The sequence below is a fragment of the Streptococcus sp. 1643 genome, from assembly GCF_006228325.1.
In the GTDB taxonomy this organism is placed as follows: domain Bacteria; phylum Bacillota; class Bacilli; order Lactobacillales; family Streptococcaceae; genus Streptococcus.
The window spans coordinates 667,064-687,872 of the sequence record NZ_CP040231.1 but is presented as its reverse complement, the minus strand read 5'-3'; the positions used below and the strand labels follow the sequence as shown (position 1 = coordinate 687,872).

Sequence of the window (20,809 nt, the reverse complement as noted above, 5' to 3'; positions counted from 1 at the left end):
AAGGTTGAGACAAGGCATCTCAACTCTTTTATCTATTCTCAGTTTTACGCAATCTTTCCAGCGTTTCTTTAAAAATCTCTGGAATATCTGCTGTGAACTCCAAGGTTTCACCTGTTCTCGGATGAGTAAAGCCTAGAGTCTTAGCATGGAGAAATTGCCCATGTCCCTTCAGTGTCTTACGAGGACCATAGACTTCATCACCAGCGACTGGATGGCCAATATAAGCCATATGAACACGGATTTGGTGAGTACGCCCTGTTTCCAGTTGCAACTCTAGCAAACTATAATCTCCAAAGCGTTCCAAGACTTGAAAACGAGTCACTGCTGGCTTCCCTTTAGCAGTCACTGCCTGTTTCTTACGATCTTTTTCACTACGACCAATCGGAGCTTCAATCACACCACGATCATTGGGAAGATTGCCATGAACAATCGCCCAGTATTTGCGGAGAGACTTCTTATCCTTGAGTTCTTGAGCGAGTGCTAAGTGGGCCTCATCATTCTTAGCAATCATAAGGAGACCAGACGTGTCCTTGTCTATGCGATGAACAATACCCGGTCGGAGAACCCCATTGATACCTGACAAGTCCTTGATATGGTACATGAGGGCATTGACCAAGGTTCCGCTAGTATGACCGGCGCTGGGATGAACCACCATCCCTTGAGGTTTGTTAACAACGGCTACATCCTCATCTTGGTAGACGATTTCTAGCGGAATATCCTCAGCCACATACTCTAAAACCTCCGGTTCTGGCACATGGTAGGTGACGATATCCCCCTCTTGGACAGTGTATTTGGCTTTCTTTACTTGCCCATTCACCAAAACTTGTCCAGCCTTGATTTGTTCATTCGCGAGACTGCGTGACAATTCTGTCAGATCTGACAGAGCCTTGTCTAGACGTTGCCCACCAGTTTCAATTTTTATTTCCATTTACTTCCTCTTTAAGCATTGCAATCAATAAAACAATCACACCAACTGTCAAATAGCTGTCAGCAACATTGAAAATCGCAAAGTTGATAAAGTCTAGGTGAAACATATCCACCACAAAACCTTGACTCATTCTGTCGATAAAGTTGCCCAGACCTCCCGCGATTATCAAGGTCAGTCCAAAAACCAACCAGAGAGAATCCTCCATGTGTTTATGTAGATACCAAATGGCACCTACCATGACGACCAGTGTAATGACAGCAAATAACCACTGCTGATCTTGCAGCATGGAGAAGGCTGCCCCACGATTTTGCAGATAGGTCAAGCTAACGAGATTGGGGATCCACGAACGAACTTCACCCAGTGGAATCTGCTGGACAACATAATTTTTGACCAACTGATCCAGCCCAATCAAAAGCAGTACAATGACTGCTACTATTCCTCTTTTTTTCATGATTTCCTCTTTTGATCAAAATATTCTTGCATAACCTCAACGAAAAGAGTCCCAGCTTGGCTAAGCTCCACCTCTTCCCGTTTGACGTAGACCATGCGATTATCTAGATTATCCTTGAGACGAATGACTGTGATGCCATTAACACTGTCACTATCTAAAAATCCAGATCCAGTCGCATAGGCATCTGTCCGCTCCAAAATACCATTCAAAGTAGCACGGTCGGTCACATTGAACATCTGCGAGCTCGCGCTGGTGTCGACAAAGTTCTCTGAATAGTATAGATACTCATCCTTTTCCTGAGTAAACCGAACCGTTGGTAAATCCGCTAGGTCCTCCATGACCAATTCCTCTTTCTGTGCTAAAGGATGCCCTTCACGAAGATAAATGTGAGTCTGGAAAGGAATTAATTCAATAACTTCTAAACCAAGCTTTTCAACCCGTTGCATGATGCCCTTTTTATTTTGATTGTTGAGGTAGATAATCCCAATCTCACTATGTCCTTGAGCCACTTCGTCTAAAATTTGAACTGTGGTAGACTCAAAAATACGAAAGTTCTTATAGTCAGGATGGCGCTCTGAAAAGGCCGTAATGGTTGGTGGCAAGAAGTCATAGTGCTGGCTGGCAATGGAAAATTCATCCTTTTCTTCCTCAGGATTGGCATACTGATTTTGAAAAACATCAAAGCCTTTGACTAACTCTTGTGCTTTCTCATAAAATTCCATACCACGACGGGTTAAGAAAGTCCCCGAACTCGTCCGACGAAAAATCTTAAAGCCTAGCTCTTTTTCCAAATCGCGCACAGAAATAGACAGACTCGGCTGACTAACATACATCTTTTCAGCAGCTTCACGGAAAGTACCACTATTGGCAATGGCCACAACATAGCGTAATTGTTGAATGTTCATCTTTTACCCCCAACTTCTCTATCTGTTCATTATACCATATTTCAGAATTTTTCCAAAAAAGAAAAAAGTGTCCATCGCAAGTTTAAATCTAACTATTCTCTATTAAATTCAAAATGGGTATCAAAACAAAAAAATAGGCTCTCCGAAAACTCGGAAAGCCTAATTTTATGCTAGTTCTAGCTTCCTCGCCTTTTCATTTTAAGGCTCGGGATAAAAAGGTTCACTGAACCTTTTTATTTTGCGATTGGGTAAACAGAAACTTGTTTCTTATCGCGACCTTTACGTTCAAAGCGTACTACGCCTTCAACTTTAGCGAACAAAGTATCGTCCCCACCACGTCCAACGTTTACACCTGGATAGATGTGTGTACCACGTTGACGGTAAAGGATTGATCCACCTGTTACAGTTTGTCCGTCAGCTGCTTTAGCTCCAAGACGTTTCGCTTGTGAATCGCGTCCGTTTGATGTAGAACCTCCACCTTTTTTGTGGGCGAAAAGTTGCAAGTTGTTAAGAGTCATTTTTAACATAATGTTTTCCTCCGTGTTAGTTTTCTGTGATAACTCTGGTTTGGACGAACTCAGAAGAGTTCTCCGATAAGTTTGCCATACCTAAGAAAAATGATTCGAAGAATAACTGCGTCATTTCTCTCTGGTGTGAAGGAAGATCCGCTGGTATTTCAACCTTTAGATAGCCACCTTCATCTTCGTTTAATTCTAAGATTGGTTCATAGCCTGCAAATTTCTCAATGGAATTGACAAAGTTAATGGCAAGCGTAGAAACCGATGCACACACGACATCTAAGCCGTATTCGCCACTTTCGGCGTGTCCAGTAATTTCCGCACTCCTCAGCTCGCCATCTTCGGCTCTCTCAAAGACTGCTTGTATCATGTGTTCTCCTTAAAATTAAGCGTTGATCGCGTTGATGACAACTTTTGTATATGGTTGACGGTGACCTTGTTTACGGTGACTACCTTTTTTAGGTTTGTACTTGTAAGTAACAACTTTCTTTTGTTTTCCTTGTTTTTCAACAGTTCCAACTACAGTAGCTCCAGCAACAAGTGGAGTTCCGACAACAGTGTTTTCACCACCAACAAGAACAACTTCGTTAAAAGTAACTTCTTGACCAGCTTCAACGTTCAATTTTTCAACGTAGATTGCTTGACCAACTTCAACTTTAACTTGTTTTCCGCCAGTTTTGATAATTGCGTATGTGCTCATTATGCACCTCCTATGATTTTTAGGGTTTCCCCGTATTTTTGTGAAGACTCGCCTAGCATCGTGGGACGAACCACTTAAAAGAAGAGCTCTAAGTATAACAAAGTTTAAATTTGTTATACGATGAGCAACGATGTTCGTGCGGTTGCACAGGATTGTGCATAGTCAACTCTTCAAGTATAGCATATCTTCTTTTTTCTTACAAGCGAAATCAATCAAATTTAAGCTTTTTCTTTCCCTTTTTTTTCCAAGAAGCAAAAAGCATACTGAAGTAAAAGATACTCATCATAAGAGGAACACCTAGAATTGTCTTCTCCTGATAATAAATCGTCAAATAAGCTGAAAAAACAACTCCGAAGACAAAACTGCTAAGCAAGCTAACAAAAATCAAGCCCTCTCGTAGGAAAGGCGTATGCTTGGTCCGGAAATAATCTCCAAAGGCCAACATGGTACGTTTGATATTCCCTGTCATAAAAGCATTATTATAGGCAATACCTGACACTTCTCCAAAAGCAGTTGTCACCAGACCCATACAAAAGGCCAAGGGCGGTACGAGATAGATATTATCAACCGTTTGCGGCACAAAGCCTATAATTAGGGACAGGACTGCAAGAGGAATCAAGGACAAAATCGGCTTTTTAACAATTCGTAGTTTTTCCTTATACAATGTCAGAAAAAAGACACCCATCATAAAGAAAAGCAAGGTCATTACTTTAGCACTAGCATCCGATACATTTTGTTGAATGAGTCCTACAGAAAGAAAAACGACATTCCCAGTCTGTCCAGCGACAAGGGTATTCCCTCGCACGATAAAAGTATAAGCATCGACATATCCTGCACAAAAAGTCAAAAAAAGCGCTAGTCGCTTAGACTGACGTGATATTTTCCTTATTGGTAATAATCTCATTTTCTCCCCCTTCTCATTTCATCTACTTATCTAAATATTGTACCACTTTCTCCAAGAAATTCGTAGCCCATTTGAAAATTTTTACCATCTGTTGGATAGTCCTTCTTTTCTATGTTATAATGAAGGAAGGATTTGAAGTCGAAAAAGGAGTATTTATGCTTAAATTAGGTGTCATCGGAACAGGGGCTATCAGCCACCATTTCATAGAAGCAGCCCATGCTAGCGGAGAATACCAGCTGGTTGCAGTCTATTCTAGAAAACTAGAAACTGCCGCAACCTTTGCTTCTCGCTATGAAAATACCCAACTCTTTGATCAATTAGAAGACTTCTTTAAGTCTTCCTTTGATGTGGTCTATATCGCCAGTCCAAACTCCTTGCATTTTGTTCAAGCCAAGGCTGCCTTATCTGCTGGTAAGCACGTCATTCTTGAAAAACCAGCTGTCACTCAGCCACAAGAGTGGCTGGATTTGAGACAGACAGCTGAGAAAAATCATTGTTTTCTCTTTGAAGCAGCACGAAACTACCACGAGGAAGCTTTTACCACTATCAAGAATTTTTTGGCAGACAAGCAAGTGTTGGGAGCAGATTTCAACTATGCCAAGTATTCTTCCAAGATGCCGGATTTGTTGGCTGGGCAGACGCCAAATGTCTTTTCAGATCGTTTTGCTGGTGGAGCCCTTATGGATTTGGGGATTTATCCTCTCTACGCTGCCGTTCGCCTCTTTGGAAAGGCTCAGGACGCAACTTACCATGCTCAACAGCTTGACAATAGCATTGACTTAAATGGTGATGGTATCCTCTTCTACCCAGAATTTCAAGTTCATATCAAGGCTGGGAAAAACATCACTTCCAATCTTCCTTGTGAGATTTACACAGCAGATGGAACCTTGACCCTTAACACGATTGAACATGTCCGCTCAGCTATTTTTAGCGACCACCAAGGAAATCAAATCCAGCTCCCTATCCAACAAGCTCCTCATACGATGACTGAGGAAGTCGCAGCATTTGCACAGATGATCCAGAAACCAAACCAGACACTTTACCAGAACTGGCTGGATGATGCAGGTTCTGTTCATGACCTATTACATACCATGCGCCAGTCATCTGGCATTAGATTTGAGGCAGAAAAATGAAAACCAAACTACCTACTGAATGGCAAGAACTGAGCGTCCAACTCGGTTTCCAGGAATTTACCCCCATTCAAATTCAACTATTTGAACCCATCCTCGCTGGAGAAAACCTACTGGGAGTGAGCCCAACAGGAACTGGTAAGACGCTAGCTTATTTACTCCCAAGTCTTCTCAGACTAAAAAAGAAAAAAGCCCAGCAACTCTTGATTCTAGCACCAAATACAGAACTAGCTGGACAGATTTTTGACGTGTGTAAAACGTGGGCAGAGGCTATCGGCTTGACTGCTCAACTCTTCCTATCAGGCTCAAGTCAGAAACGCCAGATTGAACGCCTTAAAAAAGGACCAGAAATTCTGATTGGGACCCCTGGCCGTATCTTTGAGTTGATTAAATTGAAAAAAATCAAGATGATGAATGTGGAAACCATCATCCTGGATGAATTTGACCAATTGCTCGATGATTCTCAGATTCACTTTGTCGAGAAAATCACTCACTACGCACCTCGTGACCACCAACTCATCTACATGAGTGCGACGACCAAGTTTGACCAAGAAAATATTGCACCAAACACGCGCACCATTGATCTCTCTGGTCAAAGACTGGACAACATCCAACACTTCTACATGCAGGTAGACCAACGTCACCGAGTGGACATGCTACGAAAACTAGCACATGTAGAGGATTTCCGTGGTCTGGTCTTCTTTAATAGTTTGTCAGACCTTGGAAGTGCAGAAGAAAAACTACAGTATCGCGATATCTTGGCTGTCTCCCTCGCTAGTGATGTCAATGTGAAATTTCGAAAAGTCATCTTAGAAAAGTTTAAAGATAAGCAACTAACCCTGCTCCTTGCAACTGACCTTCTGGCTCGTGGAATTGACATTGATAGCCTAGAATGTGTCGTAAACTTTGATGTTCCTAGAGATATCGAAACATACACTCACCGCGCTGGCCGTACAGGTCGCATGGGCAAAGAAGGCTATGTTATCACTCTGGTAACCCATCCTGAAGAACTTAAAAAACTCAAGAAATTCGCAAGTGTTCGTGAAATTGTCCTAAAAAATCAAGAACTCTATATCAAATAAGGTTGGCATTCGCCAACCTTTTTCTTATCCCCAAGTAATTTCTAATTGATAGCTGGCAAAGGGGTGTCCCTCTTGATTTTGCAGTTGATATGCGAGTTCAATCTTTTGCCCATCCAGTTTGTAGTGATTCGTTTGGATGATAAACTCCTGCATCCCCATTGGAGTCGGAATATAGGCTAAACTATCACTAGCCTTTAGAAAACGCATGATGGTTTTGGGACTCGAGAAACGGGTCATCACCAGTTCTTCTTCATGAAACTTGAGAACCACTTTTTCCTTTTCCTCATTGTAGAAAAGCAGATAGCTATAATCTCCCTTTTTATGCACTTCCACGTCATAGAGTTGGTCAATGACTTCCAATTGTTCATCAAACTGAATCGTATTTCGCATCCGAATCTTCACATCAAATCCTCTTTCTTGTCTCTTGTCCTACTATTTTACCAAAAAGAGCAGGATTTTGCTATAATGGTCATATGAACGAAAAAGTATTCCGTGACCCAGTTCACAACTATATCCACGTCAATAATCAGGTCATATACGACTTGATCAATACAAAAGAATTTCAACGTCTTCGCCGTATCAAACAGCTAGGGACTTCCAGTTATACCTTCCATGGTGGTGAGCACAGTCGCTTTTCCCACTGTTTGGGAGTCTATGAGATTGCTCGACGTATCACGGAGATTTTTGAAGAAAAATACCCTGAAGAATGGGATCCTGCTGAGTCTCTCTTGACCATGACCGCTGCTCTCCTACACGACCTTGGGCATGGTGCCTACTCGCATACTTTTGAAAATCTTTTTGATACAAATCATGAAGCCATTACTCAGGAAATCATCCAAAGTCCTGAGACAGAGATTCACCAAGTCCTGCTACAAGTAGCGCCAGATTGCCCAGAAAAGGTAGCCAGTGTTATCGACCATACCTATCCTAACAAGCAGGTCGTGCAGCTCATTTCTAGTCAGATTGATGCGGATCGCATGGACTATCTATTGCGCGACTCTTATTTTACAGGAGCATCTTATGGGGAATTTGACCTGACTCGCATCCTCCGAGTCATTCGTCCTGTCGAAAATGGGATCGCCTTTCAGCGCAACGGCATGCATGCCATCGAAGACTACGTTCTCAGTCGCTACCAGATGTATATGCAGGTTTATTTCCACCCAGCAACACGCGCCATGGAGGTTCTTCTACAGAATCTCCTCAAACGCGCTAAGGAACTCTATCCTGGGGACAAAGACTTCTTTGCACGCACTTCTCCTCATTTGCTACCTTTTTTTGAAAAGAAAGTTACTCTATCTGATTATCTGGCACTTGATGACGGCGTGATGAATACCTACTTCCAACTCTGGATGACCAGTCCTGACAAGATACTAGCCGACTTGTCGCAACGTTTTGTCAACCGCAAGGTCTTTAAATCCATTACTTTTTCAGAAAAAGACCAAGACCAACTCGCAACCATGAGACAACTGGTTGAAGAAATCGGTTTTGATCCAGACTACTATACTGCCATTCATAAGAACTTTGACCTCCCTTATGATATCTATCGTCCCGAATCTGAAAATCCACGGACACAGATTGAGATTCTACAAAAAAATGGAGAACTGGCTGAACTCTCTAGCCTGTCTCCTATCGTCCAATCCCTTGCTGGCAGTCGCCATGGAGACAATCGTTTCTATTTCCCGAAAGAAATGTTGGACCAAAATAGCATCTTCGCAAGTATCACCCAGCAATTTTTACACTTGATTGAGAACGATCATTTTACCCCAAATAAGAACGAATAGAGGAAATTTATGAGTATTAAACTAATCGCCGTCGATATCGATGGTACCCTGGTTAACAGTAAAAAAGAAATCACTCCGGAAGTCTTTTCTGCCATCCAAGATGCCAAAGAAGCTGGCGTCAAAGTCGTGATTGCAACGGGTCGTCCTATCGCAGGTGTTGCCAAACTTCTGGACGACTTGCAGTTAAGAGACCAAGGTGACTATGTCGTGACCTTCAACGGTGCCCTTGTCCAAGAAACTGCTACTGGCCATGAGATTATCAGCGAATCCTTGACCTATGAGGATTATCTGGATATGGAATTTCTCAGTCGCAAGCTCGGTGTCCACATGCACGCTATTACCAAGGACGGTATCTATACTGCCAATCGCAATATCGGAAAGTACACGGTGCACGAATCAACCCTCGTCAGCATGCCCATCTTCTACCGCACTCCTGAAGAAATGGCTGACAAGGAAATCGTCAAGTGTATGTTTATCGATGAACCAGAAATTCTCGACGCTACGATTGAAAAAATTCCAGCAGAATTTTACGAGCGCTACTCCATCAACAAATCTGCTCCTTTCTACCTCGAACTCCTTAAAAAGAATGTAGACAAGGGTTCAGCTATTACCCATCTAGCTGAAAAACTCGGATTGACCAAAGATGAAACCATGGCGATCGGTGACGAAGAGAATGACCGCACCATGCTGGAAGTCGTTGGAAATCCCGTTGTTATGGAAAATGGAAATCCAGAACTCAAAAAAATCGCCAAATACATCACCAAAACAAATGATGAATCTGGCGTTGCCCATGCTATCCGTACGTGGGTACTTTAAAATGCTTAACTATTAAAAATAAACGACACCCCAAAAGGTAGAGATGACACTCTAACTTCCGGGGTGTTCTTTTTGAATATTGAATTCGTGACAAACAAGTTACCTTTAGAAACTAACAAATCAATTACTCTTCCTCTTCAAACATCAGAGCATCCAGTTCTTCTCTCTCTGCCGCAATCTCTTCAAAAGTAGAAATAAGATTATTTACTATTTCTAAGGAGATAATACCAGTCGAATCCCTCATCGTAACCTTGGTCCCAATAGCACTCAACTCACGGATGAGTTCTCGAACCTTTCTCAATCCATCCAAATCTAACATGTCTACTTCTATCACCGCGTCATGATCTTTGATTCTAGATTGGATTAAAGAAAGAGGCAAGGATGAATGGTTTCTTAACAACTTATAGGTTCCTGACTTGTCACCTATAGAATCAATAAAAATAGCTAGCATCGTTTCCGCTCCCTTTATCACTCCGGCAATTCTACCTTCAAGCTCATATCAGTCGGTTGCAATACTTTCTGAACAGCTGCGAGAAAGGCTAGACCGTTGTCTGATGGGGAATACTGGAATGTGATATGGATGACTTTTTTGTCAAACTTATCACCGTATCGTGCCACATACTGCTTGCTTTCGAGGAAGTAGATATAGTTGTTAAGTTTTTCTTGAAGTTTCAAGAGATGCTCCTCTTCGGTATCTGGAAGCCAAAGATTACCATCAATTAATAAAAGTTCCAAGTCTGTATCACTCGTTCCGATTGCATCAATTTCTGAAACCTCTAACAGAATAGGGATACTTTTAATCCTACATCTAAACTTTACAATCTCATATAATTCTTCAATAGCATCCTTTTCTCTTTCAAAACTAGCTTTTTCATATAACTGTTGACGTTCAGTCACCTCATACACTATAAATCTATTTGCACTTAAATCCTGATAATACCCTATCGCAAACTGCTCTAAAACTTTTTTATTTAAGTACACAGTATAATATCTAAGTTTGTTACTATTAAATTTTAAAAAGTCTAATAATTCCTGTTTTCTCATTTAAAATTCTCCACAACTCTTACATTCACTATGGCGTTTGCTATAGCTCTACTACCTTAGGGGGATTGTAGTATTTTTCCTTGAATTCCTTGAGAATCTTCTCTACCTTTTCTTCGTCACACTGTCTGTATAATGGACTACGGTCTAATACATTACAGAGTCTTTCATAGGTATAAGTACGTTTCTGCTCATCTGATAATTTTGAAATACTTTCTATAATATTTCTTACTAACTCATCTATTTCAATAACAAAGGGAAGATTGGAATATTCAGTTAAAAACCAGTTTTGAATAGAAATATAATCAGTCACCTTATCTAATTTGACTAGGTCAACCGATAAGCTAAAATCTTTCAAGATTTCAAAGGTTCTGCGCGCTATATCCTTATCACCTTCCACATACAAAGGGTATAAGCAATATTCCATTAATACTCCAATATCTGTACTATCCACTTCATAAGAATCTCGTTGCCGAAAACGATACTTAGCTTCTGTTCCTAGAAATGCTTCTGCTTCTTTTCCTTCCTTCATCACCTCTAGATAATGTTTGACAAAATATCTATAATTCTCTTTATTTTTCAATTTATAAGTCTTCATTTATTTACTCCATTGGTTAATTCTAAAAATCCCTTCAACTTGCTCAATTTCATTAGTACCTGGCTTATAGACACGTGGATTTTTGATTTCATAATAGCCTTGACGTTCAATCGCAGATAGAAAATCATCGTAAGAATGCCCCGTTGTGTCAATCGTTGGCATAAGTAGTTCGCTATTTTTACCTGTTGAATGAGAGTTTTAATTCTAGTCTCATTATAGCATAAAAAATATAAGTAGAATCAACATGCGAAAAACTTAAAACCATCTGAGAGACTTTTCAGATGATTATCTTTACACTATCTTCTTCATTATTTTCTAACATCTGAAAACGTTAACTGAACAGGAATTTTTCTTAAAATCCTCCCTTTTTCAAGACAGCTTGCAGAGTTTCAGGAGAAATCGGGTCCACAAGAACATACTTGGCATCTAGCATATAGATGCCCTCAGTCAACGACTCTAAGAACTGTCGATAAGGAACCTCGGCTAGTTTTTCCCCATCGGCTGTCATGATAAATAGTCGTGCAACTGCAACCTTACTTCCTCGATACTCTTGTAAATATTGAGGTTCTAGCTCTGGTTGAGCCGGTAAGATTGTTCGTCCTTCACTATTTAGATAATTGATAGGGATAATGATGTCCTCTCCATTTTGCTCTACTTTAAAAACTTGCTGCTCAGAGTAATAAGCATTTAGCTGTTGGGTAAAGCGCAAACGCTGGTCATAACTATTTAAGAGTTGCTCGTCCGGCACATGGATTATCTGCCCTAGGTAGAGTTCATTGATGTAAATAGGACGTTTCACTCCCATAATTTCCACGATGGGATGGACTTTTACTTCCTTAGTCAATTCTGAAAGAGCTGATAAGAAAATATCTGTGAAATGAAATTCTAGAATAGAATCTTTATCATACGCCACACCATCATGTTCACATACAGTTACATCTAAGAGAATGAGCAAGGTTTTCAAGAACATCAAGGCCCCAGTCCAGTCAGAAGCTGTCGCCAAATCTGGAACAGATACCTGATAAGCTTGACCATCAAAAGATAGACGGAACCCTAAACTAGACTTCTCTTTGACCCCAAACTGAACAGAATGGAAATCCGAAATAAGAGAGTCTGCAGATGGCTTTAATCCTGCATCCTTAGCGGAAACGCTGTAACATTCAAAGAGTTCTGCTTGAAGCACCTCACCAATTCTTAGTGATTGGTTGCTTTTTATTGTAAAATTAACTGTTTTCATTTTTTCTTCCTTCGATCTACTGGCAAATCCTTTCTACGACGTAGAATCGTTACTTCGCTGACAGGGATTTTTCCTGATGCATACGTGATAAGACCGTACTTATCATCCATCAATTCCGCACCATCTGCTATATTGTTTTCATTTAAAAATTCTTTATCAGAAACCAATATTCGCACATAAGAATCAGGTGCTGTAAAATCATCATCTCCACGCTTGTGACCAGCCATTGTAAATTCCTGACCTTTATATAGGACACGATCATAAACCGAATACCTCTGACTAACCTCACTATAAGGCACAAGCTTCCCGTATAGACCTTCTTCTTCACCATCTACATAGGAACTATAGGGGAAATAGCCTTCTTTCAACATTGCCGGATCTTCTGAAAGAAGGATATAGTCATTTATATAATTCACAAAATTAGAATATACTTTGTTTTGGTAAACTAGAAATTCTTTACGTATACTATCCCTCCACGTATTCCATTATACCACAAAAAGAGAGCGGTTTTCGCTCCCTCAATTAAGCTAGTAATTCTACTTTTATATCTATCTATTCTGTAGTCTGTTCTTTAGCATGGTTCTCTCTAAAATCTTTTTTGGATCTATCAATGACTCTACGCAATTCCTCATCATCAACTCCGGGAAGATGGAAATCATAGTTATGTGTCTCATCTTTTGAAGATTCCGTTCCTGAACTTTCTTCCTTCGTGCTCTCTTCAGTAGAAGACGATGCACCAGAATCTGAAGAGTTAGCTCTTTCAGAACTAGAAGAGCTTGGTGTTTTAGGTGTTTTGCGGTCCAATTTTGGTATCTTATTGATTTCTTCAATACTAGGTATTGGCTTATTCACTTTAACCGGTCTGTAGAGCATCGCAAAAGAGAAGAATAAGGCCAAAATAGTTCCAATAGCTGCTAAAGTTCTTTTACTGGATTCTGATGAGGGAATTCTGATACCACTGGTGCTAAGCTCTCTCCATTCAGGATGTTCTTTTTCTATCTCTTTTTTTTGTTCCCATAGCGGAACTAGCAGAAAATGATTAAAAGGCACAACTGTTCCCATAGCTGTTGCTGCAAGTGGGATAAATCTAGAAAGGTTAAAAATGAGTACTATGCTTAGTATTGCAAATATAGTAAATAGAAATATCACTAATCCTAAGCGAATTTTATATTCTTTTTTAATCTGGAGATATCGCTCTTGAAATACCTTTTCTTGTTCTTGTTTGGGATGACTTACATCTGCTAATGAGCTCTTCTTCTCTGGCAAAGTTTCATCATCAGGAAATTCTACCTTCAAGCTCATATCTGTATTTTGCAATGTCTTCTGAACCGTAGCGAGAAAGGCCAATCCGTTATCAGATGGGGAGTACTGGAATGTGATATAGATGACTTTTTTGTCAAACTTATCACCATATCGCTCCACATACTGCTTGCTTTCGAGGAAGTGAATGTAATTATTCATTTTTTCTTGCAGAATTTCCAGATGGACTGCTTCTATCTCTTCCTCCCAGCCGACTGGATCCACCAGAAGAAGCTCTAAATAACTATCAACTATACCAATTGCATCAAGTTCGCTAGGTTCCAGTTCTGAAACAATGGCTTTGGTGACAATTTGGGTAAATTCCTCTGCTGTGAAAAGACAACGACTATTTTCAGGATTTTTCAAAATAAAGGAAGGATGATCTTCGATGAAGAGCTTATCGGATTCATCTTGTGTATATTGTTTTTTAGATTTCCAAAAACCATATTGCGCATAAGTCATCAACTCTTTACCAGTATGTTCTCCCGACATATAACTATCTGCAGCTTCTTTGGGAATTTCTCTAATCACTTCTGGGCAGGTAATATTAAAAGTTGGATAACGCAAGAAATACTTGTCACCATCTTGACAGATTTCCAACATATCTTTTTTGCTTAAATAAATTGTTTTCATTCTCATCTCCTTTTCCATCTACCAAATGTCTACTGATTAGTTATTCCCTATTTTTGGGCTGTTCTTATGATGTCATCCACTTTACTATAAAGGCCAGTGCCCTGTTTCAGCATAAACCATGACTTCGTATGCTCCCCTAGAAGATTCTAATGCTTTATCCATTAGTTCCTTAGTAATGGGGTAGCATACTTCTTGGCCCATAGCTCCTCCAACTTCTTTAAAAAAGCTAATTTCGTAATAGCCGTCTGTCTCATATACAATAAATCCATTGCCTCTATGTACAATCGTATCCGCTTGATTATAGTCTTCTAACTCATCTGCCTTTGGCCAACGATGATGTTCACAATAAAACATTACTTCTAAAGAATCTTTGTCTGATTTTGAAACACGTTCTGCTAATTCCTGGTTAATGGAAAAGTTAAGCACTTCTTTCCCTCTACTCCACAGAATCTCATAATCATTATTGTTTTTTAATACCGTACAATTTTTGTATTGCAGCATTTCTGTTGTCATATAAATCAACTTTCCTTTTTTTATTCTTCTTTATCATAGGCAAAAACAAAAAGATCTAGTTGGTGCGCACATTTCTTATCAAACTCTCCATGACCTTCTTTCGCTTGTGCAAATTATTTGCTAAACACAAATAGAGAATAAACAAAAGCATCGAGTGGAAAAATAATGGCAAAAAACTAGGATATAACAGGAAGACGACTAAAGATACTAACAAACTAATAAAGCTACCACGAATTACGGAAGAAACAACAGCTCCACTTTTCTTTACTATCTCTAGGAATTCTAAGAACTCCAAATCTGTAAACAAAGCAGGATACAAATCCAAATCTTTCTTAAAATAGACATCTAACAATTTCCCGAAAAGTAAGGAAAGACAAGAGAATAAAATCAAATAAAGATACTTGTGCTCAGCTATACTAAAGATTGTCAATCCATTCAGAAATCTGATAAAAGGAAGAACGAGCAATACCAGAGACAAAATAACGTACTGTTGACTCTTAGAAGATCTTTCTGGAATCGAAAAAAACAATTTCTTTGTCTTTAAGTCATAGTAAACTAATTTGTTCTTAAACTCTCCTAGATGAACTAGTCCAGTATAATGTTTATTCTTTTCTATCATTTCCACTCCCTTTCTAACCATAATCAAATGATATAAGCTTTTTCATAGCTTCAGTGAACTGGATTAGAGCTCTCTAATATCTGGAATTCAGTTTCATTATATATCTCTTTTACTTGAGTAGCGATACATAATCATCTGGAAGTTTGCCCATTGATTCTATCCATTGTTCTTCAGCTTGGGGAATAAGTATTTCAAGTTCTTTATTACTAAAAAGCAACTGATTTTTACGGTTGGAAATCAGTACAATTGGCTTTTTTCTAGCTCTATCTTTTCTAATTTCGTTCTTTTCTTCTTCCGTTGGTGGCCAACAATCGTTTTGAACCTTCCAAGATATTTCAAGTAGCGTCCGTTCTCCACTCTCTAGTAAGGTAAATAATTCTTGTGGTAATTCATAGACAACTAACCAAGAAACTACGGTTCCCTCTTCTAAAACTAAATAATACTTGTCCTCATCTTTCCAGATATGCTGACCGTAACCTTTTACTTCTTCGAACTGGATAACATCTTCCCATTGTAGTTTTGTTGGTTTCATTTGTATTCTCCTAGTGCAAGTTATTCTCTCAACCAGAATATCATAAAATCAGGATTATTTTTCTCTTCCTCAATAGGCTACGCCATCTTTTATCCATTTTCTAGTTTCTAAATCCACATTAAAATAGAAATCACTTCGACCAAATTTATCAAAACAATCTTCATTAAGAGCTTCACATACAATTCTCAGTTTTTCTTTACTTATCTCAGAAATATATAGCATAGTAAACCCTGCAGGAGATTCAATTTGGTCGATTTTATCACCTTCTAAATTATAAACCTCTAGTTCTGATGGAAGGTCAAAATCGCTGAATGAGCGAAATATACTGAAGATACGCTGATATTTAGGACTAAATCGAAGATGATGTAAATGTTGAAAAATAACCTGATGCTTCCCATTATGATTCCAATCTAGTCTCCCTTCCTCTACATTTTGTCGCCCTAATAGTTTTCCTTCTAAACTATAGTAGAAAACGATTTTGTTAATAAGATTTTCCCCACTATAAACCATCACCATGTTCTCATCTTTATTATATTCCGCATGAATGATATCTGGTAGTTCTATCTTTATTACACAACCATTCCAATCCCATATGACTATCCGTTCACTGTAATCGATTTTCATCATCCTTCTCCTACTCTAACTCAGATAAATTCGATCTGGATTGTTTGCTCCGCCATCATGGAGTTCACTTCCTCGACAAGTTTATCTATCTCGTTCTGTGTGATAGGAATGTGATTGTAAGGTGACTCCCAATTCTGTATGCTTGACCTATATACAATAAAGCTACCAACAGTCAACAACTCTCCCTCTGCTTTTAGAACATAGCCATTTTCATAGTCAAAAGTAACGTTACCACTTGTCCCAGAAATTTTCATTCCATTTCCTTCTTTGCTCAAACATCATTATTTTTCTCAGAAAACTAAATCCTAATACTCATAATAAGGAGAGAAATTCCCCTTCAAATAAGCACTTATACTTTCTCCTATTATACCACACCTCCATTTTCATCTGAAATGGTTTCTATTTTAAGACAAAAAACACTGATCATTCAGTGCTTTTTGATTGAATTACTGCCCCCTGCAAACATAATAATATATATCAATCTTTCTGATTTGTTGTCATTTATGATTTTTATAAAAAAAAAAACGATTGAAAAATATAAAATAATAAGTTTTTTGGGGCAGGTTTAGGGTGAAAATATTTTGAAATAATTTATTAAAACACTTGACACCTCGGTTCTCCGTTATATAATATGATTAAGATAAAAAATTGAGGTAAAGAATATGAGAAAAGTTATTCAAGAATTATTAGACAGTTCTATATCTACTTCTACTATTTCACAAGGTGCTGGAGTTCCATGGACTACTGTTTCTGATCTTAGAAAAGGAAAAACAAGCATGGATAAAATGGCGCTTCTAACGGCAGAAAAGCTCTATGAATTTGCTACAGCTGATAAGCATTGATTTCGGTCACTGCTTTTATTATTGCAAACAAAAAAACCGCAAGCTATTGCTTGCGGTTTGTGTAATCTAATTTGAAAGTCTTTCTGTTTTTTTATTTTTCTTCTTTTGGTTTGTCAACGACGGTCACCAGACCATCTGGTTCGGTTTTGAAAGCTAGTTCTGTATGAAGTTCACCCTTTGCCTTCAGGTAGTACCAGCCATCACCAGACTTGATAAATTGCTTAGATAGCAGTCAATAAGACATTGAGAAGAATTGTTGGTAGAAATGTCCATGCTCATTCGCTTAGACATACTTATGCTTCTTTTTTGATTGCAAAGCGTATTGAATTACTATCTATTTCAAAAATCCTTGGTCATGAGAATATGAACGTCACCATCGAAGTCTACGCTCATCAATTAAAAGAACTAGAAAAGGCAAGTAATTCGGAAGTAAGAGAGATATTCGCAAATTTAGGGGCGAATTTGGGGCGAAACACCTCAAATACCCAGTAAAATCAATAGTTTACTGCCCCCTGCAGGAATCGAACCTGCAACTACTCCTTAGGAGGGAGTTGTTATATCCATTGAACTAAGGGAGCTAGAGAAAAACTCTGCTGGATGAGCAGAGTTTTTAGTCGAATTAACGACGGATTTCTTTGATACGAGCTGCTTTACCTTGAAGAGCACGCAAGTAGTACAATTTCGCACGACGTACTTTACCGTAACGAACAACTTCGATCTTTTCAACACGTGGAGTGTGGATTGGGAAGATACGCTCAACACCTACACCGTTAGAGATTTTACGAACTGTGTAGTTTTCTGAGATGCCAGCACCTTTACGTGCGATAACAACACCTTCAAAAATCTGGATACGTTCACGGTTTCCTTCGACAACTTTCGCGTGTACACGAACAGTGTCACCAGGACGGAATGATGGGATATCTGTACGAAGTTGACCTTCAGTCAAGCTTTGGATTAATGGATTCATTTTATTCTCCTATCTTTGTCAATCTTGAGGAACCTTCCTCAGCGGATAAACTGTATTTTTGTGCGTCCATTACACACAAGATACAGTTTACCAAATTTCCACCTAAAAGTAAAGAAATTTATAGCAGAATTCCTAAAAAAATCGCTAGAAACCCGCCTATGTAAGTTAAGAGGAAATAGCTATAAAATAACTTCTTGTCACTTAACAGTCTTTGCAGCTCGTCATTCAAGGTTGAAAAGGTCGTCAACCCTCCACAAAAACCTGTCGCTAGGATGGCATAGATTTCCTTGGATTCCACATGATTGTAGAGTAGGCCGATCAAAAAACATCCTAGAAGATTGGCTATGAGAGTTCCCAATGGCAATTTAGAAGCTTGATTATAGCGGGAAAAGAAATAACGCACCAGGGCTCCAAGCCCGCAGGCGATTGCAAGATAAACGATTACCATTTCTTCCTCCCTAGAACATAAGCCAAGAGTAGACCTCCACCAATGCTCAAAAATAAGTAGATGCCTAAGCTAAGATAACGCCCGGTATCAAGCAGTTTTACTGCATCAAGCATTAGGCTAGAAAAGGTTGTCAGGCCACCACAAAATCCTGTCCCCAGCGCCAAAACCAAGCCTTTACTAGTTCCCTTATGGGCCAGATAGCCTTTTACCAGATAGATCAGGCAGAATATTCCCAGATAATTGACGAGAAGGGTTCCCCAAGGAAAGTCTGGGCTAGCTGGTAACCAAGTGGAAATGAGATAGCGGACAAGGCCTCCCACCATTGCAGCTAGAAAAATCCCTAGCGGATAAAATTGTTCTTTTTTCATTTAATGTTTTGATCCTGATAATCACGCGAACGTTTGAGAATATCTGAAAAAGTCGCAACAATGGTCTCCTGATAGCGCTTATCTTCTACTCGATTTCTGACTTTTTCAAAAATGATTTCTTCTCGCTTGGTATCTAAGATTGGCTTACCAGATGCTTTCTTATAAGCGACAACCCCTTCAACTAAGTGCATCCGTTCTTCTAGGAGCTTAACGATTTGGTCGTCGATTTGATCAATTTCTTGCCGAATAATATCTAAATCCATAGTGTCTCCTCCTTTATTTGAATTATTGTATCAAAAAGCCTCTAAATAGGCTAGTAAAATCCCAAAAAAACTAATAAAAAAACGCACTGACTTCTTCCAGTCAGCGCAGTTTGATTCTTATCCTACTTTTGCAGCCAATTCTTCTGCGAATTGTTCCAAACGTTCGATGTCTTCTTCTTCAGCAGAAAGGTCCACTTTAACACACTCTGAACCTTTTTCTGCTCCTGTTGCTACAAAAACGCGATCAAAGTCATCGACAGCCTTACAGAATTCGTCGTAGAAGGTATCTCCTGAACCGACCACTCCGTAGATTTTGCCATTCAAGTTGAGATCTGCTAGGTCTTCGTAGAAGTCCATCATCTCATCTGGCAATTCTCCGTCTCCATAAGTATAGGTCGCAACGATTGCGATGTCCGCTTCCAAGAAGTCTGAAGCGTCAACAGTCGTACATTCATCCACATCGACATCCAAGCCCAAGTCACGCAATTTATCTGCTACAATATCTGCAATTTCTTCGGTATTACCGGTCATACTGGCAAATACAATTTTTGCTAATGCCATAACGTCCTCCTCAATTTATCTTTCTCCATTATATCATATCTTTTTCATTTTAAAAATAAAAATTCTTGTGCTACAATGAAATGAGAAAGAATTGAGGTTATTTATGGAAATTTGCCAGCAAATATTAGAGAAAATCAAAGAATACGATACCATTATCATTCACCGTCATATGAAACCAGATCCGGATGCCTTAGGGAGTCAGGTAGGTTTGAAAGCTCTTCTCACACACCATTTTCCAGAAAAGACCATTAAAGCAGTCGGTTATAACGAACCAACTCTAACTTGGATGGCGGAAATGGATACTGTCCAAGACAGTGACTACAAAGGAGCTCTTGCGATTATTTGTGATACAGCGAATCGTCCTCGTATCGATGATAAACGCTACGAACAAGCTGCTTTCACCATCAAAATCGATCATCATCCAAATGATGATATCTATGGTGACCTATCATGGGTGGATACAAGTTCAAGCAGTGCCAGTGAGATGATTGCATTATTTGCTCAAGAAAATCAGCTAGCTTTGTCTAGTGAAGCGGCACGACTTCTCTATGCAGGAATTGTCGGGGACACAGGGCGTTTTCTCTACCCGTCAACTAGTGCCCGTACCTTTAGAATAGCTGGCCAGCTCCGAGAAATTGATTTTGACTTTGCTGGATTGTCTCGTCAAATGGATACCATGAGCTTCAAGATTGCAAAATTGCAAGGGTATGTCTATGATCACTTAGAAGTTGATGAGAATGGGGCTGCACGCGTTCTGCTTACTCAAGACATCTTGGAAAAATATAAGGTTACGGATGCTGAAACAGCAGCGATTGTTGGGGCACCTGGTCGAATTGATACCGTTAAGGCTTGGGCTATTTTTGTTGAACAAGCTGACGGTCACTTCCGTGTGCGAATGCGCAGTAAAATCACTCCTATCAATGAGATTGCCAAAGAACACGACGGAGGAGGACATCCATTAGCCAGTGGCGCCAATTCCTATAGTCTAGAAGAAAACGAACAAATATACCAAGAGCTGAAAGAGGTTCTACAGATTCACCAAGGCTAAG

The 20,809-nt window shown here is 39.4% G+C and carries 31 protein-coding genes, 1 tRNA gene, 2 pseudogenes and 1 other annotated feature; of the genes and pseudogenes, 8 read left to right on the top strand and 26 right to left on the bottom strand.

Features of this window, described 5'->3' with window-relative positions; all coding sequences use genetic code 11:
• Positions 1 to 28 precede the first annotated feature (28 nt).
• From FD735_RS03740 to FD735_RS03730, 3 genes are read right to left on the bottom strand one after another with little or no spacing between them, the layout of a single operon-like run.
• Positions 29 to 928: an RluA family pseudouridine synthase gene (locus tag FD735_RS03740; protein WP_000403230.1), complete on the bottom strand. Its 900-nt coding sequence runs from the start codon at positions 926 to 928 to the stop codon at positions 29 to 31.
• The gene (gene lspA / locus FD735_RS03735; protein WP_000745683.1) at positions 912 to 1,379 is read right to left on the bottom strand and encodes a signal peptidase II; all 468 of its coding nucleotides are present in this window, start codon (positions 1,377 to 1,379) and stop codon (positions 912 to 914) included. Before lspA ends, FD735_RS03740 begins: the two co-directional genes overlap by 17 nt.
• On the bottom strand, positions 1,376 to 2,284 hold the full coding sequence (locus FD735_RS03730) for a LysR family transcriptional regulator (RefSeq protein ID WP_049479174.1): 909 nt from the start codon (positions 2,282 to 2,284) through the stop codon (positions 1,376 to 1,378). The genes lspA and FD735_RS03730 overlap by 4 nt, the downstream gene beginning before the upstream one ends.
• Here FD735_RS03730 and FD735_RS09905 point away from each other — a divergent pair.
• Positions 2,277 to 2,351, top strand: a pseudogene (locus tag FD735_RS09905) (AraC family transcriptional regulator); the annotation flags it as partial. The gene FD735_RS03730 and the pseudogene FD735_RS09905 sit on opposite strands and share 8 nt — an antisense overlap.
• Positions 2,352 to 2,517: 166 nt before the next feature.
• Here the strand turns inward: FD735_RS09905 and rpmA are convergent.
• The 4 genes from rpmA to FD735_RS03710 all read right to left on the bottom strand — a co-directional run bounded on the left by rpmA (position 2,518) and on the right by FD735_RS03710 (position 4,406).
• Positions 2,518 to 2,811: a 50S ribosomal protein L27 gene (rpmA, locus tag FD735_RS03725; RefSeq protein WP_000916509.1), complete on the bottom strand. Its 294-nt coding sequence runs from the start codon at positions 2,809 to 2,811 to the stop codon at positions 2,518 to 2,520.
• A gap of 16 nt (positions 2,812 to 2,827) precedes the next feature.
• Positions 2,828 to 3,172: a ribosomal-processing cysteine protease Prp gene (locus tag FD735_RS03720; RefSeq protein ID WP_000613705.1), complete on the bottom strand. Its 345-nt coding sequence runs from the start codon at positions 3,170 to 3,172 to the stop codon at positions 2,828 to 2,830.
• Positions 3,173 to 3,187: 15 nt separating this feature from the next.
• Positions 3,188 to 3,502, bottom strand: a complete 315-nt coding sequence (rplU, locus tag FD735_RS03715) for a 50S ribosomal protein L21 (protein WP_000109137.1) — start codon at positions 3,500 to 3,502, stop codon at positions 3,188 to 3,190.
• A gap of 34 nt (positions 3,503 to 3,536) precedes the next feature.
• Positions 3,537 to 3,656, bottom strand: a sequence feature (ribosomal protein L21 leader region).
• Between the two features lie 54 nt (positions 3,657 to 3,710).
• Complete coding sequence (locus FD735_RS03710; RefSeq protein WP_139658511.1) at positions 3,711 to 4,406, bottom strand: YoaK family protein; 696 nt, start codon at positions 4,404 to 4,406, stop codon at positions 3,711 to 3,713.
• Between the two features lie 155 nt (positions 4,407 to 4,561).
• Between FD735_RS03710 and FD735_RS03705 the strand changes: the two genes are divergently transcribed.
• Both FD735_RS03705 and FD735_RS03700 read left to right on the top strand, forming a co-directional pair.
• The gene (locus tag FD735_RS03705; RefSeq protein WP_139658508.1) at positions 4,562 to 5,539 is read left to right on the top strand and encodes a Gfo/Idh/MocA family protein; all 978 of its coding nucleotides are present in this window, start codon (positions 4,562 to 4,564) and stop codon (positions 5,537 to 5,539) included.
• The gene (locus tag FD735_RS03700) at positions 5,536 to 6,618 is read left to right on the top strand and encodes a DEAD/DEAH box helicase (RefSeq protein ID WP_139658507.1); all 1,083 of its coding nucleotides are present in this window, start codon (positions 5,536 to 5,538) and stop codon (positions 6,616 to 6,618) included. Before FD735_RS03705 ends, FD735_RS03700 begins: the two co-directional genes overlap by 4 nt.
• 24 nt (positions 6,619 to 6,642) lie before the next feature.
• Here the strand turns inward: FD735_RS03700 and FD735_RS03695 are convergent, their stop codons facing one another.
• Positions 6,643 to 7,020, bottom strand: a complete 378-nt coding sequence (locus FD735_RS03695) for a DUF1934 domain-containing protein (RefSeq protein WP_139658505.1) — start codon at positions 7,018 to 7,020, stop codon at positions 6,643 to 6,645.
• Positions 7,021 to 7,091: 71 nt separating this feature from the next.
• On the opposite strand from FD735_RS03695, the gene FD735_RS03690 reads away from it, so the two are divergent.
• Together FD735_RS03690 and yidA are read left to right on the top strand one after the other, a co-directional pair.
• Positions 7,092 to 8,399: an HD domain-containing protein gene (locus FD735_RS03690; RefSeq protein WP_139658504.1), complete on the top strand. Its 1,308-nt coding sequence runs from the start codon at positions 7,092 to 7,094 to the stop codon at positions 8,397 to 8,399.
• Positions 8,400 to 8,408: 9 nt separating this feature from the next.
• Positions 8,409 to 9,215 (top strand): sugar-phosphatase, encoded by an 807-nt coding sequence (yidA, locus tag FD735_RS03685; protein ID WP_000023486.1) that lies wholly within the window; start codon positions 8,409 to 8,411, stop codon positions 9,213 to 9,215.
• Between the two features lie 124 nt (positions 9,216 to 9,339).
• Here yidA and FD735_RS03680 read toward each other — a convergent pair whose 3' ends face one another.
• From FD735_RS03680 to FD735_RS03625, 11 genes and pseudogenes are all read right to left on the bottom strand, one after another.
• Positions 9,340 to 9,666 (bottom strand): hypothetical protein, encoded by a 327-nt coding sequence (locus FD735_RS03680; RefSeq protein ID WP_125390945.1) that lies wholly within the window; start codon positions 9,664 to 9,666, stop codon positions 9,340 to 9,342.
• Positions 9,667 to 9,683: 17 nt separating this feature from the next.
• A complete protein-coding gene (locus tag FD735_RS03675; RefSeq protein WP_125384632.1) occupies positions 9,684 to 10,259 on the bottom strand; it encodes a DUF6572 domain-containing protein in 576 nt (191 codons plus the stop codon).
• Between the two features lie 40 nt (positions 10,260 to 10,299).
• Positions 10,300 to 10,854 carry an NAD glycohydrolase inhibitor gene (locus FD735_RS03670; protein WP_139658503.1) on the bottom strand — a complete coding sequence of 185 codons (555 nt, stop codon included), beginning with the start codon at positions 10,852 to 10,854 and terminating at the stop codon, positions 10,300 to 10,302.
• Entirely contained in the window at positions 10,855 to 11,016 is a 162-nt protein-coding gene (locus FD735_RS09815) for a hypothetical protein (RefSeq protein ID WP_176553053.1), read from the bottom strand.
• A 190-nt stretch (positions 11,017 to 11,206) separates the two neighbouring features.
• Positions 11,207 to 12,091, bottom strand: a complete 885-nt coding sequence (locus FD735_RS03665) for a DUF4299 family protein (protein WP_125384634.1) — start codon at positions 12,089 to 12,091, stop codon at positions 11,207 to 11,209.
• Positions 12,088 to 12,555 carry a hypothetical protein gene (locus FD735_RS03660; RefSeq protein WP_125384635.1) on the bottom strand — a complete coding sequence of 156 codons (468 nt, stop codon included), beginning with the start codon at positions 12,553 to 12,555 and terminating at the stop codon, positions 12,088 to 12,090. The genes FD735_RS03665 and FD735_RS03660 overlap by 4 nt, the downstream gene beginning before the upstream one ends.
• An 811-nt stretch (positions 12,556 to 13,366) precedes the next feature.
• Positions 13,367 to 14,023: pseudogene (locus FD735_RS03650) on the bottom strand (DUF6572 domain-containing protein); the annotation flags it as partial.
• Positions 14,024 to 14,107: 84 nt separating this feature from the next.
• Positions 14,108 to 14,536, bottom strand: coding sequence for a hypothetical protein (locus FD735_RS03645; protein ID WP_125384636.1), 429 nt, complete (start codon positions 14,534 to 14,536; stop codon positions 14,108 to 14,110).
• Positions 14,537 to 15,264: 728 nt separating this feature from the next.
• Complete coding sequence (locus FD735_RS03635) at positions 15,265 to 15,687, bottom strand: hypothetical protein (protein ID WP_139658500.1); 423 nt, start codon at positions 15,685 to 15,687, stop codon at positions 15,265 to 15,267.
• Between the two features lie 69 nt (positions 15,688 to 15,756).
• Positions 15,757 to 16,311 carry a hypothetical protein gene (locus tag FD735_RS03630; RefSeq protein ID WP_000687346.1) on the bottom strand — a complete coding sequence of 185 codons (555 nt, stop codon included), beginning with the start codon at positions 16,309 to 16,311 and terminating at the stop codon, positions 15,757 to 15,759.
• Positions 16,312 to 16,331: 20 nt separating this feature from the next.
• On the bottom strand, positions 16,332 to 16,565 hold the full coding sequence (locus FD735_RS03625) for an Imm74 family immunity protein (RefSeq protein WP_139658499.1): 234 nt from the start codon (positions 16,563 to 16,565) through the stop codon (positions 16,332 to 16,334).
• A gap of 408 nt (positions 16,566 to 16,973) precedes the next feature.
• On the opposite strand from FD735_RS03625, the gene FD735_RS03620 reads away from it, so the two are divergent.
• Positions 16,974 to 17,153 (top strand): hypothetical protein, encoded by a 180-nt coding sequence (locus tag FD735_RS03620; RefSeq protein WP_001233345.1) that lies wholly within the window; start codon positions 16,974 to 16,976, stop codon positions 17,151 to 17,153.
• Between the two features lie 91 nt (positions 17,154 to 17,244).
• Here the strand turns inward: FD735_RS03620 and FD735_RS03615 are convergent, their stop codons facing one another.
• On the bottom strand, positions 17,245 to 17,367 hold the full coding sequence (locus FD735_RS03615; RefSeq protein ID WP_232007601.1) for a hypothetical protein: 123 nt from the start codon (positions 17,365 to 17,367) through the stop codon (positions 17,245 to 17,247).
• Positions 17,368 to 17,396: 29 nt separating this feature from the next.
• On the opposite strand from FD735_RS03615, the gene FD735_RS03610 reads away from it, so the two are divergent.
• A complete protein-coding gene (locus tag FD735_RS03610; RefSeq protein WP_139658498.1) occupies positions 17,397 to 17,645 on the top strand; it encodes a tyrosine-type recombinase/integrase in 249 nt (82 codons plus the stop codon).
• Between the two features lie 14 nt (positions 17,646 to 17,659).
• Here FD735_RS03610 and FD735_RS03605 read toward each other — a convergent pair.
• The 6 genes from FD735_RS03605 to FD735_RS03580 all read right to left on the bottom strand — a co-directional run bounded on the left by FD735_RS03605 (position 17,660) and on the right by FD735_RS03580 (position 19,760).
• Positions 17,660 to 17,731: transfer RNA gene (locus tag FD735_RS03605), tRNA-Arg, on the bottom strand.
• Between the two features lie 41 nt (positions 17,732 to 17,772).
• Entirely contained in the window at positions 17,773 to 18,120 is a 348-nt protein-coding gene (rplS, locus tag FD735_RS03600) for a 50S ribosomal protein L19 (RefSeq protein WP_001068669.1), read from the bottom strand.
• A 118-nt stretch (positions 18,121 to 18,238) separates the two neighbouring features.
• The gene (gene crcB, locus FD735_RS03595) at positions 18,239 to 18,568 is read right to left on the bottom strand and encodes a fluoride efflux transporter CrcB (RefSeq protein ID WP_125421034.1); all 330 of its coding nucleotides are present in this window, start codon (positions 18,566 to 18,568) and stop codon (positions 18,239 to 18,241) included.
• Positions 18,562 to 18,936 carry a fluoride efflux transporter CrcB gene (gene crcB / locus FD735_RS03590; RefSeq protein ID WP_125441780.1) on the bottom strand — a complete coding sequence of 125 codons (375 nt, stop codon included), beginning with the start codon at positions 18,934 to 18,936 and terminating at the stop codon, positions 18,562 to 18,564. The genes crcB (FD735_RS03595) and crcB (FD735_RS03590) overlap by 7 nt, the downstream gene beginning before the upstream one ends.
• A complete protein-coding gene (locus FD735_RS03585) occupies positions 18,933 to 19,199 on the bottom strand; it encodes a chorismate mutase (protein WP_061587597.1) in 267 nt (88 codons plus the stop codon). The genes crcB (FD735_RS03590) and FD735_RS03585 overlap by 4 nt, the downstream gene beginning before the upstream one ends.
• 117 nt (positions 19,200 to 19,316) lie before the next feature.
• The gene (locus tag FD735_RS03580) at positions 19,317 to 19,760 is read right to left on the bottom strand and encodes a flavodoxin (RefSeq protein WP_001162125.1); all 444 of its coding nucleotides are present in this window, start codon (positions 19,758 to 19,760) and stop codon (positions 19,317 to 19,319) included.
• Positions 19,761 to 19,863: 103 nt separating this feature from the next.
• Here FD735_RS03580 and FD735_RS03575 point away from each other — a divergent pair, with 103 nt between their 5' ends.
• Positions 19,864 to 20,808: a bifunctional oligoribonuclease/PAP phosphatase NrnA gene (locus tag FD735_RS03575; protein WP_000401792.1), complete on the top strand. Its 945-nt coding sequence runs from the start codon at positions 19,864 to 19,866 to the stop codon at positions 20,806 to 20,808.
• Position 20,809: the final 1 nt, after the last annotated feature.